General features: G+C 39.4%; 9 protein-coding genes and 2 pseudogenes. 5 read left to right on the top strand and 6 right to left on the bottom strand.

The window, feature by feature from the left end; translation table 11 throughout:
* The first annotated feature begins 89 nt into the window (after window positions 1–89).
* Entirely contained in the window at window positions 90–272 is a 183-nt protein-coding gene (locus QZ488_RS05475; RefSeq protein ID WP_293746796.1) for a hypothetical protein, read from the top strand.
* Between the two features lie 46 nt (window positions 273–318).
* Here the strand turns inward: QZ488_RS05475 and QZ488_RS05470 are convergent, their stop codons facing one another.
* The 3 genes from QZ488_RS05470 to QZ488_RS05460 form a co-directional block, all read right to left on the bottom strand.
* Window positions 319–1,506, bottom strand: a complete 1,188-nt coding sequence (locus QZ488_RS05470) for an HD-GYP domain-containing protein (RefSeq protein WP_293746795.1) — start codon at window positions 1,504–1,506, stop codon at window positions 319–321.
* 93 nt (window positions 1,507–1,599) lie between these two features.
* On the bottom strand, window positions 1,600–1,944 hold the full coding sequence (locus tag QZ488_RS05465; RefSeq protein ID WP_293746794.1) for an MGMT family protein: 345 nt from the start codon (window positions 1,942–1,944) through the stop codon (window positions 1,600–1,602).
* A gap of 9 nt (window positions 1,945–1,953) precedes the next feature.
* On the bottom strand, window positions 1,954–3,945 hold the full coding sequence (locus QZ488_RS05460; protein WP_293746793.1) for a tyrosine-type recombinase/integrase: 1,992 nt from the start codon (window positions 3,943–3,945) through the stop codon (window positions 1,954–1,956).
* Between the two features lie 178 nt (window positions 3,946–4,123).
* Here QZ488_RS05460 and QZ488_RS05455 point away from each other — a divergent pair, with 178 nt between their 5' ends.
* The 4 genes and pseudogenes from QZ488_RS05455 (at window position 4,124) to QZ488_RS05440 (ending at window position 13,496) form a co-directional block, all read left to right on the top strand.
* Window positions 4,124–4,744 (top strand): tRNA-uridine aminocarboxypropyltransferase, encoded by a 621-nt coding sequence (locus QZ488_RS05455; protein WP_293746792.1) that lies wholly within the window; start codon window positions 4,124–4,126, stop codon window positions 4,742–4,744.
* Window positions 4,745–4,913: 169 nt separating this feature from the next.
* Window positions 4,914–8,056: pseudogene (locus tag QZ488_RS05450) on the top strand (NAD(P)-binding protein).
* Between the two features lie 132 nt (window positions 8,057–8,188).
* Window positions 8,189–10,426, top strand: coding sequence for a TonB-dependent receptor (locus tag QZ488_RS05445; protein ID WP_293746791.1), 2,238 nt, complete (start codon window positions 8,189–8,191; stop codon window positions 10,424–10,426).
* A complete protein-coding gene (locus QZ488_RS05440) occupies window positions 10,416–13,496 on the top strand; it encodes a response regulator (protein ID WP_293746790.1) in 3,081 nt (1,026 codons plus the stop codon). The genes QZ488_RS05445 and QZ488_RS05440 overlap by 11 nt, the downstream gene beginning before the upstream one ends.
* 243 nt (window positions 13,497–13,739) lie before the next feature.
* Here the strand turns inward: QZ488_RS05440 and msrA are convergent, their stop codons facing one another.
* From msrA to QZ488_RS05425, 3 genes and pseudogenes are all read right to left on the bottom strand, one after another.
* The gene (msrA, locus tag QZ488_RS05435) at window positions 13,740–14,297 is read right to left on the bottom strand and encodes a peptide-methionine (S)-S-oxide reductase MsrA (protein ID WP_293746834.1); all 558 of its coding nucleotides are present in this window, start codon (window positions 14,295–14,297) and stop codon (window positions 13,740–13,742) included.
* A 171-nt stretch (window positions 14,298–14,468) separates the two neighbouring features.
* Entirely contained in the window at window positions 14,469–14,882 is a 414-nt protein-coding gene (locus QZ488_RS05430; protein WP_293746789.1) for a F0F1 ATP synthase subunit epsilon, read from the bottom strand.
* A gap of 74 nt (window positions 14,883–14,956) precedes the next feature.
* Window positions 14,957–15,498, bottom strand: a pseudogene (locus tag QZ488_RS05425) (F0F1 ATP synthase subunit beta); the annotation flags it as partial.

Below are 15,498 nucleotides of genomic sequence, written 5' to 3'. Positions count from 1 at the left end.
TATAGAAATTAAGATGCATTATATAAATTTCTTATATCTATGGCTTGCCCATAAATTATGTTTCACTTTTAACTGGTTAAGATGTACAGATGTCCTGTTTAACTCGAAAATTGCAGCAAAAACTAACGCGTTACGTGCAGAAAAACAGCCCTCGTTTTTCTTCTAATGATCCTGAATGTATTCGTGAAGAGTTGGTCAACAAAGGGGTGTGCCCCTCTGATGTAACAACTGATCAACTCAGAGTCATATTGAAAGAAGCGAAAAATAGTTAACCTAGAATTGGCTTAAGAAAGGTTGAGAGTTTTTGAGTGTGTTGGCCTAGACCACTATTGATTCATTAAAATATTTGTTGAAGTCCAGCTTAAAATCGCTGGCGATGACCGCATCAACAATTTTGAGGCCATTGCTGGATGTAGCTAAGTCTACTTCCTTGGGCTGCAAATAATGGTTGCCTCGAATCGAATAAAAAACTTTGACTACAGGATTAGTGGCTTGTACTGGATGTTGCTTGAGTACCATGGCTATTTTTTCATTGTTGAGTTTGACTAAACTGCCAACGGGGAAAATTCCGATACATTGCACAAATTGTTTTACTAACCCCTCATCATATTTTTCAGGTGCATCTTGCATCAAAATTTGTAACGCTTTTTTAGATGACATACCCACCTTATAACATCGGTCTGCGGTTATCGCGTCATAGGTATCTACAATAGCAATCATGCGACCAAACTGAGTGATTTCATCACCTCGTAGGCCATCAGGGTAACCATAACCATCAAGTCTCTCGTGGTGTTGGACTATAGTCTCAACGATTGAATCAGGAATTCCCATCTCAATCAGCACTTTTGTGCCGTAATACACATGGTCTTTCATAACTGTCATTTCTTGGTCAGTCAAACGCCCAGGTTTATGTAATATTTCATCCGGAATTTTAATTTTTCCAATGTCATGTAAAAAACCTGACAACGCTAATTCTTGTATTTGTTCTTCATCTAAACCGACATGTGTACCAAAATTGGCTAACAAAATTGCCACGTTTAACGAATGTTCCAACAGGTAAGTGTCTTTCTCTCGTATTTTTGTCATACACATCAAAGCATTTGGATTGCGATCAATAGACGATACAAGGTTGTTAGTGAATGCTTCTGGAATGGCAATGTCTACGGGTAGATTTTTACCCACACTCTCTAACATTGTTTTTTGTAGGTGTTTACCTTTGGCATGAAGCTTAGTGGCGACTTCAAGTTCTTCTTCAAAAGTCACTTCAATGTTATGTTCAGGCTCTTCAGGAGGTGTTTCTGGCTCTTCTTGCTCAACCACTTTGGGCTTCAGTTGTTTACTCATATCAACAACAACCGACAGAATACCTTTCTTTTTGAGTTGACTTATGGCGGCAAGAGACGTGACCCTACCACGGCTGGTGATCTTAAATTTCCCCTGTTGTTTTGCTATAGAGTCAACGAACATCCCTTCTTCAACGTCGTCTATATCAAAGGTTTTTAACACAACAAAAATCTCGAGTAGGTGAATTCACAAAATAGTTAGCAAAAATATCTGATTTACCCCTTAAGAGCAAGATTAACTATGCAGAATACTAAGCTAATACTCTAATTTCCATAGCATTTCTGCCAAATCAGGTTGCCATTGAAAAAGACTCAATTTGACTCGGTTGTTAAAAACAGCGACGTCTTCTTGTTGCAATAAGCCTGTTTGGCTCTGTGATTGTTCAGACCCCTTGGGGAAGGCAATTTGTCCAGAGGAACGTAACACCCTATGCCAGGGTACTTGCATATCCTTTGGTACAAAACCTAGTGACTTGCCTACTAACCTCGCCCGTCCAGGTAACCCAGCAAGATCGGCAATTTGGCCATAACTCGCCACTTTACCTAAAGGGATGAGCTGCACAGTGCGCCAAATTTTAGCGTATTGAGGGTGCTCGGACATAACAACTGCTCAACTTGTCACTACAAAAGGATATTGAATATTGATCTGATCTAAATCAAGCAACTTGCCCTGTTGGTTTACATTTCGATATAGCGCTAAATCGCTTGGCGAAGTATATCCAGCTACCTGCTCAATATCGTTGAGCCTTGCGCCTTGACTGGCTAAATAGGTTAAATAAGTATGCCGTAAAACATGAAGTGATAGTTGCTCCGGAAAAGCCAACTGCGCATCATGTCCAATATTTACCAATAACTGCACTAAGTCTTGTTGGTTGTTGATATTCGACCAAATTGTTTGTTCCGCGGCTAAGTTATGACATATTGCTTGCACAACATCAGCCAGATTTTCTTGCATTTTGATAGCGCGAGAAAACGAGTTATCTATCTGTAACAGCAAATAGTTTTGACCGAAATTCGCTTTCCCAACTAACAATAATTCGTCAATATTTACTCCACTTAACGTCAGGCCTATTAATGCCTTACCTTGTTTATTGGCAACAGAATAAAGCAGCTGGCACTCTTCAAAGCTTAATAAACGTAATGTTTGAGGTACGGATGTTAATTTAGCGGGTTCGGCAGATAGCCGAGGATCGGGCGTTGCAAGTTGCCTATTTTGCGCATATCCAAGGTTTGAATAGTCATTCGTTCCAGCTTGCCCAGGGATCACAACAAAGTGACTTGAAGTGCCTGACGCTTTTTGTTTGAAGATAAAACTAAACAACAATAAGGCTAAGATAGCCACGATAACTGCCGCTATCACACTCATTAGACTATTAAACTGATAGTTTGGGCCGACGGCAAAATCAGGAATAAAAGCTGGCTCTAGTAACGAAACCTTGGCATCGAAGGGTTTCGACACTTCTTGTGCGACTTGTTGATTTTTTAATGTCTGAGCCTGAAATTGAAGTGCCTTTAATTCGTCGTCTAATCTTTTAAATTGCTCTAGATTTTGGCTAAACACTTGGGCGAGTTTGTTTTGCTCAACAAGCTGAGTATTCATCTGCTGAACGTTACCTTTAGCGGCGCTCAGATCACGTTGTACATCCAATAAATAGTCTGTTTGGCTGGTTTGTATTTGCTCTTCCAGCTGAATCTGCAGCTGCTGCACTTTTTTCTGCTTAGCGACAATAGTGGGATCTCGCTCTAAATAAGCTTGAGTATACTTTTCAGATAAAGCGGACAAACTCGCATTAATTTCTCGCAGACTTTGTTTTGTTGCATCAATTGTTGCTTTGTCGTCTGGTCGAATAATAATTTGCCCGTTATTTGTGGCTTCAAGCAAACTATTCAATAACGCTTTAGCATGTGACTCATCGGCTAAGGCTTTGTCAAGGTTATTCCCTAGATTTTTAGTCTGACTTAAGGCTCGATTTTCATCTCTTTCAAGTGAGGTAATATTATTTTCACTGGCAAAAAATTGTAAATATTGTTGTTGTTCAGATATTTTCAATTCCAGTAGCAGTAATCGTTCGTCTGCAACCAGCAACTCTTCACTGTTGTTCTCTTGCATTTCGGATTCAACTAATTGCAGATACACTTTTACCCATGCATCTAACATTGGTTTAATAATTTGTGGCTCGGTACCGTTAGCTTTTAAAGTAATAATACGCCCTGTCAAACTTGCTTCTGCCGTCAGAGCATCAAAAAGTGTTTGTACGTTAATCATTAACATCTGATTTTGTGCGAGTTCGTCGGACACTAAGCTCAGTACACTGTTACTTTTTAACCTTTGCTGATGCAAGGTAATTTGCCTTTGGGCTAGCTCAGTAAGCTGTATTTCGTTTTGTGATGTATAAGAAAAATGCAAGATAGCTTGGCTTTGATAAATAGGTGCTCGACTCCAAATCACAGCATTAGCAATAATCAAAATCAATAAAAATGTAGCAATCAAAACCTGCCATTTTCGCTTTTGAAAGCTCTTATGTTGGTCTTCTGATGGATCTATGCCGACATTGGCAAAAGGTTGATTTGGCATGTAATCAACTTTGTTGTTAAATGACATGGGACAAACCTAAAGTAAATAAACAGCTAGCTAATTTAATCAAACAATTTCCGGTGAGCACATATTTTTAGTTAGAGGCAGCCGCAAAGTTGCACAAACGACATAGGCTAACAAATTTAACAAGCCTACTCACAAACACCAAGCATAAGTTGCAATGGGCCTAAATATTTAAAACATAATGACTGAAAAAACCAACAAAAGACAAGTTTGTAAAAAGTGTAGCTACCCGCAGAGTACCTGCTTGTGTGTTTGGGTAAGCCCGATCACTGCACCACTCAACATCATTATTTTACAGCACCCTAAAGAAGCAAAACATGCAAAAAACACCGTCAAACTATTAACTTTAGGGTTAGAACATGTGTCCGTTTTACTGGGAGAGACACCACAAGACTGGGCGGAATTGGCTGAAAAGGTCTCGAGTGAGCCGCAAAACTACTGTTTAGTCTACCCTCACGAACAAAGTATCTCGATTGAGACGGTTTCTTCACCAGCACAAAAATCACAACATTTTCCAGCAAAGCATAATGTGATATTCATCGATGCGTCATGGCGTAAAGCACTTAAAATATGGCATCTAAACCCTTGGTTACAACAATGCGCTAGCTGGCATTTTTCCACTCCCCCAGAAAACCAATACCACATTAGGCGAACAACGCAGGAAAGTAGTCTATCCACACTAGAATCTGTGGTGTACGTACTTGAACATACTCACAAGGTTAATTGTAAACCGTTAACGACTTTGTTCTCAAAAATGCAGCAAAAGTGTTTTAGAGAACCACAGGCAAAAATGTCTGAGTAATTCCAATCAGCAAAAAGATTTATTCACTCAGATTGTTTAAAGCTCATCCTTTAGAAAAGCCCTTGCCGATTTTGAGCTGATTGGTATAAAAGCATTCGGTTTTTTATTAATGATTTGTTAGGGTAAAAACTCAACCCAACAAGTCATAATGGAATGGAACCAAACCAGAATGAAAAACTGCCAACGCCCTAATTTTATCTATTCGAAAAGTAACGTCTTAATGCATACACCATTGGTACTAAATGATGCACAAATGTATGGTTTTTTTGTCAAAGGCAAGCTTGGCAATTTGCAGAGTACTGTTGATACTTGTTTGAATGGACCAGCAAATAACAGAATGTGTTTTAAGGTCCTATCACCTTATGTTTTAACCACATATACCAGAGTTAATAAGGCGTATTCGGCAATAGACGTCGACCGTAATAAAGGGTTTATTTCTGAAATAGATATCATCACCTGGATTATGGTCGGCAGCATGAAGGAGGTCGATGGCAAGTTAAAGTTAGATCACGTTTACTGGTTTCCTCATCATTTTTTTGTAGACAGTGCGATGGCACTTATTAATGGTCGGGAGTTATTTGGTTATCCAAAATATCTCTGTCAATACTCTATTCCTACTGCCGATCAAGAACCTGACTATTTCAGTTGTGCCGTTAATGCCTTTCAGCCTTTTTCACCTGACACGAAAATTGATTGGCATATGTTGATGGAAGTGAAGCGAAACTCAGCCAATCACGAAACAAAGCTGGAAAATTTTCTTGATTTACTTGTAGAAGCAGGAAAATTTTTAGCCTCAGTGCCCGAATTCCTTGACTTAGATGTTCACGGCATTGAGCAAGCACTTGAAATGTTATTGAAGCCCGAAATTGACCAACTATTCCTCAAACAGTTTCCAGATAGCGCCGGCGAAAAGGCCGTTTACCAAGCAATAGTTGCCGCACCAGCGGTGGTCAAAAAAGTACATTCTGTCAGCCTTTTGGGTGGTGAATATGACCTTAACTTACACCAAGTTGACAGCTTCCCGTTGGCTGAAACATTAGGTTTTGAATTAGGCTCTCAAGCCGCCATATTACCATTTCATTTACATTTCGACTTTGAAGTGACACCTGGCGAAGAGTTAGTTAATAACTCGGTTATTGAGCCCGAAAAAATCGCTATTTTAGGTGGTGGGGTCAGTGCAATTACCGCAGCCTTCCATTTAACCAATCAACCTGATTGGCAAAATAACTATGATATTACTCTGTATCAGATGGGCTGGAGAATCGGCGGGAAAGGAGCCAGTGGTCGCAATGCTGATTATGCTGAGCGTATTGAAGAACATGGCTTGCACATTTGGTTCGGCTTCTACGACAACGCTTTCAATAGTATAAAACAAGCTTACGAAGAGCTTGATAGACCGTCAGGAACTCCTTTAGCAACTTGGCAAGAAGCGTTTAAACCACACAGTTATATCGTATTGCAGGAACTGATTAACAACGAATGGAAAAGTTGGCCTGTAGACTTTCCAACTAATGATCAGATCCCGGGAGGGATGGACGAAAGTCTGGATCTGTGGGATTTATTTCGAACGGCTTATATATGGATCAAAAAGTTTTTACATGATCTTCGACAAGAAAAAGATGCACTTTCTAGCGCCAAATTACCCGAGAAAGACTCTGATGACGATAACGACCACGATTCTTGGTTAGAAAAAATTGCCAACTTCATTAAAATTGAAGGTAAAGAGTTAGTTGATGACGTGAAAGATACGTTTGATCATCTTGAGAGTTTTATGGCCGCATTACCTAAGAATCTAACTGAACATAATAGTGAAGATCATAGTGCGATTAAATTTTAGTGAAACGTCTAAGACGTTGGTTAAACAAAGAGTTTTCAGAGATCTTAGATAGCAATGACAACTTACGTCGCCTATTTATCAGCGCTGATCTAGGTATCACTATTTTAATAGGCATGCTTGAAGATAGGGTGTTTTCTGAAGGGTTTGATGTCATTAATAAATACGACTACCAAGAATGGCTGACAAAACATGGCGCCAACGTAAAATATACGGTGGAGTCGGCCCCTGTTCGTGGTTTTTACGACCTAACTTTTGCTTATGAAAAAGGCGACTTTTCAAAACCCAATATTGAAGCTGGCACTATACTGCGCAGCATGATGAGAATAGCCTTGAATTATAAGGGCGCTATCATGTGGAAGATGCAAGCAGGTATGGGAGATACTATGTTTACACCCTATTACCAAGTACTAAAAGCTCGCGGGGTTAAATTTGAGTTTTTCAATAAAGTAGAAGAGGTGATAGCAGATAGCGATAGTATTCAACAAATACGCCTGACTCAACAAGTCGCCCTGAAAGAAGGAGTAAAAGAATACAACCCTTTAGTAAATGTTAAGGATCTAGATTGTTGGCCTGACAGGCCAAATTACGATCAACTAAATCCTGTACAAGCGGCGCTATTACAAGAAAACAAAATTAACTTAGAATCTTTTTGGAGTAATTGGTCAGAAATATACAAGCAGAATTTTGGTCAATCGTTACCGCAAAAGACCTTAGTGAAAGGTGTAGATTTTGACAAGGTCATATATGGAATATCAATAGCCTCACTTCCCCATCTCTGCCCTACATTACTTGCACAAGACCCGAATTTGCAAACAATGTCAGATAAGGTCAAAACAGTTGCCACTCAGGCCTACCAAGTTTGGGGAAATAAATCCCTTTCTGATTTAGGTTGGACTAATACTCCTCCAAGTGGAGAAGAACCTGTATTAAGTGCCTTTGTCGAACCTTTTGATACTTGGGCATCTATGGATCAGTTATTGGACAAGGAAACTTGGCCAGCAGATCAGGAGCCTAAGAATGTTGCCTATTTCTGTAGCGCACTCCCTTTAGATAGCTACCCACCTTCAAGCGACTACCAGTTCCCAAATGTATGGTCTGAAAAAGTAAAACAGAACGCCATTGGCAATCTGACTAATTCAATCCATCATTTATGGCCAAAGGTTGCTGGAGATGGGAGTTTTGATTGGAACGTTTTAGTCGATTTGGATTGCCAATCAGCTGAAAACAGGTTTAACAGTCAATTTTGGCGGGCCAATATTGACCCTTCTGAGCGTTACGTATTATCAGTTAAAGACAGCACACAACATAGGTTGGATACAGATAAAACTGCCTTTAAAAACCTCTATATCACTGGTGATTGGATTAAAATAGGCTTAAATGCTGGCTGTGTGGAAGCGGCCACCATGGCAGGTATGCAAACATCAAGAGCCATATGCGGTCATCCCAAAATAATTACTGGAGAAAAAGACTTTTAGCCTCAATTAATTGTACAAATAACTTTCTCTTATTTCATGTTTTAATTGTAAAAAGTGTAACAAACCGTGAGAATGTACGATTGAATAATTTATAGTTAAGTACGGATACTTAATCATGATATTAAGGTTTCCGTGCTTAAAATTGTTTTTTTTTCGTTAATTTTATTTTGTGTGAATTTTTCAGTATTTGCTGAAAAAACCGCTGAACTTGAAATTATTGAAGTCACATCACAAAAACGTCTGCAAAATATTCAAGAGGTAGCGGTTGCCGTTACCTCTTTTAATCAAAGACAGCTGCAAGATAGTAATATTCAAGATAGTTATCAAATTAGTGGTTTGAGCCCAAACGTTTTTATTACGGAAAATGCCGGTGCTGGCTCTCCACCAGCAGTGAATATCCGTGGAGTAGGGTTGATTGACTACAACACCTCCAATACATCGCCTATTGGTTTTTATTTCGATGACGTGATTGGCGGTTCAGTCAATAGCCAATTCGCTGAATTACTTGATATTCAAAGAGTTGAGGTGCTTAGAGGCCCACAAGGTACATTATTTGGACGCAACACTTCCGGGGGAGCAGTATTATTTTTTAGCCATCAACCGGAACAGGAATTCTCTGCCTATACAAAAATAGGTGTGGGCAGTGACGCTTACCAGAAAATAGAAGGTATGCTCAACCTGCCAATTAGTGATAACAGCGCATCTCGTGTTGTCTTCCAGCATGTGGACTATGACTATTCAGCAACTAATAACCTTGAACCGGCTCCTCAGGAAGGGATTAAGCGGAACACCTTTAGATGGCAGTATGGTTTGAATACCGACTCCTTTGATTTAAATCTTAAATTAAGCGCTGCAGATTGGAGTGGCATCAGCCAACCATACGGACATACTGGTGTATTAGATTTAGAAGAAGGTACTGTTTGTAGTGCAGAAAAAGCACTTAGTGGAGTATGTACAGATGCCTTTGGTTTTAGTGACGGTTCGAATGAATTTAGAGATGTTTCTGTAGACAATGATAGCCCGCATAGCACTGAACAGTTAGGCGCTAGATTAAAACTTAATTGGAAGCTGGATCAAAACATCAATATCACCTCAATAACTGCGTTTAGTGATTTACAGCGACAGCACCAAATTCATTGTGATGCTAGTTCAATTAATGTTTGCGTTGGTTTTTTTGGATTGGATAATCAAGTATACAGCCAAGAATTTCAAATGAGTGGAGAGCAAGAAAAATTACATTGGATCAGTGGCATATTTTTATTAAAAGAAAATATACAACAACAAAATAGCATTGATCTTTTACGAGACTTTCGTGCTTCTGGCCCCACTTCAGGTGCAGCCCAATATTTCTACAACAACACTATAGACACAGAGTCGAAGGCGATTTTTGGCCAAATAGATATTAACATTAAATCCCAAACAACTTTAACTGCGGGTTTGCGTTACAACAATGAACAGATTAGTTTTACCAGTAATACTGACCTTAACATTCCACAAAATGATAATGTTAAAGGTCTGACGTTTCCTTTTTGGTCGGTAACAGATTCAATCAAAAATAATCAGTGGTCTGGTAAATTAGCACTCACCTACAAACTTGCAAATAATTGGGCGGTTTATGCCAGTGCCAGTAGTGGCTATAAAAGCGGGGGATTTAATGGTGGATTCTTATTCACCGAGGCTGAAGCAGAAATGGCTGCTTATGGACCTGAAACTCTTTACTCGTATGAGATAGGCAGCAAATCCGAATTATGGGATAGAAGTGCCAGAATAGGTGTCACTGCTTTTTATTACGATTATCGCAATCAACAAGTGTTTATTAATCAGCCGTCAAGCATACCTGATGCGCCAAACCTACAACTTCTACAAAATATTCCAAATTCAACAATAAATGGTATTGAGTCTGAATTTGAATGGCAAATCACACCTGAACTTCATATTAATTTGACCACTGGATATATGGCAACTGCAAAATTTGGGCACTATATTGACCCCACAGGGAAAGAACTATCTAATAATAGGCAACCTTTTACGCCTGAGTTTCAAACGAGTGCAGTAGTCGGGTACCAGATTAACTTAGCTAATAATGACTTTGTGTTATTGAATTTATTGGGCCGCTACCAGTCAAAAATATACTTTGACCAGAATCAAAGTCCTTATACTCAGCAACCTGGATACACTCTATGGGATTCAGCGATTTCTTATCATAATGCAAGTTATGGATGGAAGATTACATTCAACGTGAAGAATATATTTGATACTGAATATGACACTCTGAGATTTGATTTGATCGATTTTTTAGGTTTGGTTAATAGCAATAAAGGTGAAGGCCGTCGCGCATTGCTAGAATTTAGTTACGATTTTGGAAAATAATAAGTTGATACCTACTGACTACAAACAGACTCAAATGATGTGCCGTCTTTATGTAAACATATTACTGTTTATGATAACTATGGGTACTTGTGCATTGGCAACGGCAGTTGAAGTAGATGCCAAACAAACCAATCAAAGAGAAACGCTCGAGTTCGAATACCAAGTTTTCAAGTCAAATAGCAATATATTACCTCCAAAACAAACTAACAAAATAACTGCTTGGTTATCTTCTCTAAATGCAACAAATGAAATTGAACTCACCGGCGGTACGTATTGGTACCACTTAACCATTGCCCCTCAATCACATGAGCGTGACTGGGTCATAGATGTCACTAATAGTCTTGTAGAAAATATTGATTTTTATCTTTACGACGATTCGTTACTTTGGCACCAACCCAGCGGTTACTATGAGCCTAGCGAGTATGCTTTTCATTATGGGCGTCCACTAACGCTGGAAGTAAATAAGCCTTACCAGCTATTGATTCGTTTAGATAGCCGCTACTATGCCTCCCAACCTCGGGTCGAAATACATAGTAAAAGTGAATATCGACAATTGGTCTTGTTTGACACAGTACTTGTAATTTCATCCCTTGGGACTTTACTTGCACTTGGGTTATACAACCTGTTTGTTTATGCTGGCTCGAGGGAAAAAAGCCACCTTTACTATGCACTTTATCTATTTACTTATTTTTCTGGATGGGCGCTAGTATTTCAAGTGCCTAATAATCTATTCAATTGGCACTTGCTAGAATTAACTTATGTACCTTTCTTTATACTGCCACTGGTTGGCGCATATTTCTGTACGACATTTTTGCAGCTGGAAATATACTTACCGAGACTGGCAAAACTACTGAAGATAAACGGATTCATTTCTTTAGCGTTGTTACCATCTTCAGTATTTTTAATCGGCTATGCACACAGTTTAGCAACAATCACAATTGGTATATGGGTAGTCGCGGCAACCTTCGCTGGAGTACATCGATGGCTTAAGGGTTTTAGACCAGCAGCCTATTTCGTTATTGCTTTTATGTCACTGCTAATTCCAGCTTTATTTATCTTGCCAGCGAATATTGGCTTGATCCCTGATTTACTGGATAACGCCGAATTAGTCACATTATTAGGAGGGGCTATTGACGCAATATTCTTAGCCTTTGCATTAGCAGACAGATTGAATATCGTCACACAGAAAAATTTTGAACTGACCAACACCTTAGAACACACCGTCGAAAATCGGACTGCGCAGCTTAAACAAGCCAACCTGCAGCTCGAACAAACCAATAGCGACCTAATTGAAGCCAGCGATGCTAAGGGCCGTTTTTTAGCCACTATGAGCCATGAAATTCGCACCCCCTTAACGTCTATAATTGGATATGCCGACGGCATACTACTAGGTGATATAGACAAAGCAGAACAAGAGCGCGTGACAAAAATCATTGCTGAAAACGGTAATCACTTATTAAGAGTTATTAATGATATTTTGGATATCAGTAAGATAGAAGCCAACAAACTAGACTTTGAATCGATACCTACTCCTTTATTCTCTGTGTTAGCTCAAATAGAGTCAATTGTCGGTAAACGAGCCAGAGACAAAGGCCTAGCCTTTCATTTAGAGTATGAGTTCCCGTTACCAGCGCAAATAAATACCGACCCAACACGTTTGAAACAGATTTTATTTAACTTAACCAATAATGCGATAAAGTTTACCGAACAAGGTTACATAGGCTTGTCGGTAGGTTTGGTCGACAATCGTTTACAAATAAAAGTCAAAGACTCTGGTGAAGGCATTTCAGCGCAGCAGCAGGAACAGCTATTTCAACCCTTTACCCAAGCTGACAGTTCTATCAATAGACGCTTCGGTGGCACGGGCTTAGGTTTGAGTATTTCACGTCGTTTAGCGCATGGGTTAGGTGGCGACATTAGCGTAGATAGCACACCTCGAAAGGGCTCAACCTTTACCCTAAATATAGACTTGTCGGTTGTACAGAATTCTCCATGGATAAATAATGTGGGAGAAATATGGCAGTCTACTCCAACTAAATCTGTGCAACCTGTGGCATTACCAAATTTTCAAGGCAATAAGGTATTACTCGCAGACGATCATCCTAGCAATCGCGAATTGATCTCCATTCTATTAAAACGAATGAATATAACAGTCACTGAAGTAGAAAACGGCCAGCAAGCATTGGAAACGGTTTTTTATCAGAAATTTGACTTAATTTTACTGGATATTCATATGCCTCTAATGGATGGTACCGAAGCACTTAAGCAAATTAGAGCAGCCGGTAATTACACGCCCGTGATCGCGCTTACTGCCAATAATATGAAACATGAAATCGAACATTATATGCGTCTAGGTTTTTCTGACCATTTAGCCAAGCCCATTTCTCGTCATCACTTTATTAGTAAACTGTCTCATTATCTTAATAAACAAGGGGATATTGATAATCCACTTCAAAATGGCGATATGTTGAAATTAATAGAAGACTATCAACAAGATTTAAGAGACCAAGTTAATAATTTAGAAAAAGCGCTAGAACAGCGTGATTTAACCATTATTAGCGAGATTGCCCATAGAATAAGAGGCTCGGCAGGTTCATTTGGTTTCGATATCATAGGTCAAAAATTTGCTGATATTGAACACTGTGCATTGCAAGATGACGAAATAGCAGTGACCTACGAGTTACCTAAAGCGATAGCGTTAACTAAACAATGTATCGATCTACCGGGAGTCGACATCGCACAGGGCATTGTTAAACTCCATAATAGTGCTGAGAATTTTCTACGGGCGATTTCTGAATTGGTTGCACATTCACAACAGACACTTAAAGATTTAACCGCTGCACTAGACAACAATGAAATTAACAGTGCCTTAGTGCATTTGTATAAGTTTTTCCCAGCCACCTATGATTGTGCATTGGAGCAGTCTGAAGCGGCATTTAGAGCCTTAGAAGAGGTGATTAAACAGGGTAAACTTGAATCAGACCACTATTCTCCGCAATTGGCTATTATCGGGGCGCATTTCGCTCAATTAAGTGAGGCATTACAACCTAGCTTAATGGATGAAATCTAGTATTTTGTCAATTCAGGCAGCAGCACGTTTGGCTATTTGGGTAGAAAAACACTTAAACAGTAAGGTGACTGGATCGGTTTACTGGGTTTAGAAACCAATTCAAATGAAGGTATTTCAAACAAAGATAAAATTGGCCAATCTAGCGGTAATCGCATCGATTGGCTGTCTTTAAAAAATAAACAGTGAAGGCTTAAGATTTAAGAGATCGGCCGAACCAGATCCTGAGAATATTTACTTTAATGATCAGTGTGTTGCTTTATCATCCCAAATATCTCTGAGTCGCTGATCACGACCACAATTCCAACGATATAACTTGTATCTAACTGGATTATTTTTGTAATAGTCTTGATGATAACTTTCATCACCTTTTATGGGATAAAAGGTTGTAGTGGGCAAGATTGGGGTAATGACTTTTTGTTTTGGGAATTGCTTCATCACTCTTTTTTTGGACGCTTCGGCCAGTGTTCTTTCTGCTTCATTACCTACAAAAATTGCACTTAAATAGCTGAAGCCTTTATCACAAAACTGCCCACGCTCGTCAAATGGGTCGATGTTCACCCAATAATGGTCGAGTAAACCTTGATAAGTCACTTTGCTAGGGTCGTAAGTAATTTCAACCGCTTCATAGTGCCCGGTATGATTGCCACCATAAGTGGGGTTGGCTAAGGTGCCACCGGTAAAACCTGAAATAACATCTGTTACCCCATCAAGCTTCTCAAAATCTGATTCCATACACCAAAAACATCCACCAGCAAAAATAGCTTTGTCGGCAGTTGCATTTGGGGCGTGAAATGCAAACATACCGATAATCGGTAAAAGTAGTTTTAGTTTCATGTGAATTATCCTCATTACATATAGTTTAAATACACTATCCATGCAGATTAAGACCATAATTAGGATAGAAACTTTCAATTTCATTAGGTAAAACAAAAAACCCAGCTCTAGGCTGGGTTTTTATAAAACGTTTTTTGATTACTTACGCAGTTTTTGAATCAATCTTAACTGGGCAATTGCTTCAGCTAACTCAATGGCTGCTTCAGCGTATTCAAAATCGGCTGTTGGATTGGCGATGTGCTCTTCGGCGCGTTTTTTCGCGTCTAGTGCTGCTTGTTCGTCTAAGTCTTCTGCACGAATAGCGGTATCGGCCAATACAGTTACTGTACCGGGTTGTATTTCTAGCACGCCACCGTTGATGTAGATATTCTCTTCATCACCGTGTTGCTTAACTAAACGTACCATTCCTGGCAACAAAGTAGTTAACAAAGGTGCGTGACCAGGATGGATACCTAGCTCACCTTCACTACCTGTTATCTGAATAGCTTCAACTAAACCAGAAAAAATACTGGTTTCAGCGCTTACTACGTCTAGATGTACGGTCATTGCCATAAAAACCTCCTAAATAAACATGTTATTCGAGTCCATCTAATTGAGACAATTCGTCCAAATTAGATGGGCATAAACTACATGTTCTTAGCTTTTTCGCTTGCTTCTTCTATTGACCCGACCATGTAGAAAGCTTGTTCTGGAAGGTGATCAAACTCACCATTCAAGATACCGCTGAAACCACTGATAGTGTCTTTCAAGGAAACATACTTACCAGGTGAACCGGTAAATACTTCTGCTACGAAGAAAGGTTGTGACAAGAAACGCTGAATTTTACGAGCTCGTGATACAGAAAGCTTATCTTCTTCAGAGAGTTCATCCATACCTAAGATAGCGATGATGTCTTTCAATTCTTTATAACGCTGCAATACTGATTGCACACCACGAGCTGTATCGTAGTGTTCTTGACCAATAACAAGTGGATCAAGTTGACGTGAAGTAGAATCAAGTGGGTCAACCGCTGGGTAAATACCCAAAGACGCAATATCACGCGACAATACAACTGTTGCATCTAAGTGAGCAAAGGTTGTAGCAGGTGAGGGATCTGTCAAATCATCCGCAGGTACGTATACTGCTTGGATTGAAGTGATTGAACCTGTCTTAGTTGATGCGATACGTT

The sequence above is a fragment of the uncultured Paraglaciecola sp. genome (assembly GCF_913020055.1).
Classification (GTDB): Bacteria; Pseudomonadota; Gammaproteobacteria; order Enterobacterales; family Alteromonadaceae; genus Paraglaciecola.
Note: the sequence above shows the minus strand (reverse complement) of the source record. Positions and strands in the feature narration are given on the sequence as shown.

What these genes read in the sequence shown, in the direction of transcription:
- QZ488_RS05475 (WP_293746796.1), top strand. Translation starts at nt 90, where the DNA reads ATGTCCTGTTTAACTCGAAAATTGCAGCAAAAACTAACGCGTTACGTG.
- QZ488_RS05460 (WP_293746793.1), bottom strand. Translation starts at nt 3,945, where the DNA reads ATGTCATTTAACAACAAAGTTGATTACATGCCAAATCAACCTTTTGCC.
- msrA (WP_293746834.1), bottom strand. Translation starts at nt 14,297, where the DNA reads ATGTTTGCATTTCACGCCCCAAATGCAACTGCCGACAAAGCTATTTTT.
- QZ488_RS05455 (WP_293746792.1), top strand. Translation starts at nt 4,124, where the DNA reads ATGACTGAAAAAACCAACAAAAGACAAGTTTGTAAAAAGTGTAGCTAC.
- QZ488_RS05465 (WP_293746794.1), bottom strand. Translation starts at nt 1,944, where the DNA reads ATGTCCGAGCACCCTCAATACGCTAAAATTTGGCGCACTGTGCAGCTC.
- QZ488_RS05430 (WP_293746789.1), bottom strand. Translation starts at nt 14,882, where the DNA reads ATGGCAATGACCGTACATCTAGACGTAGTAAGCGCTGAAACCAGTATT.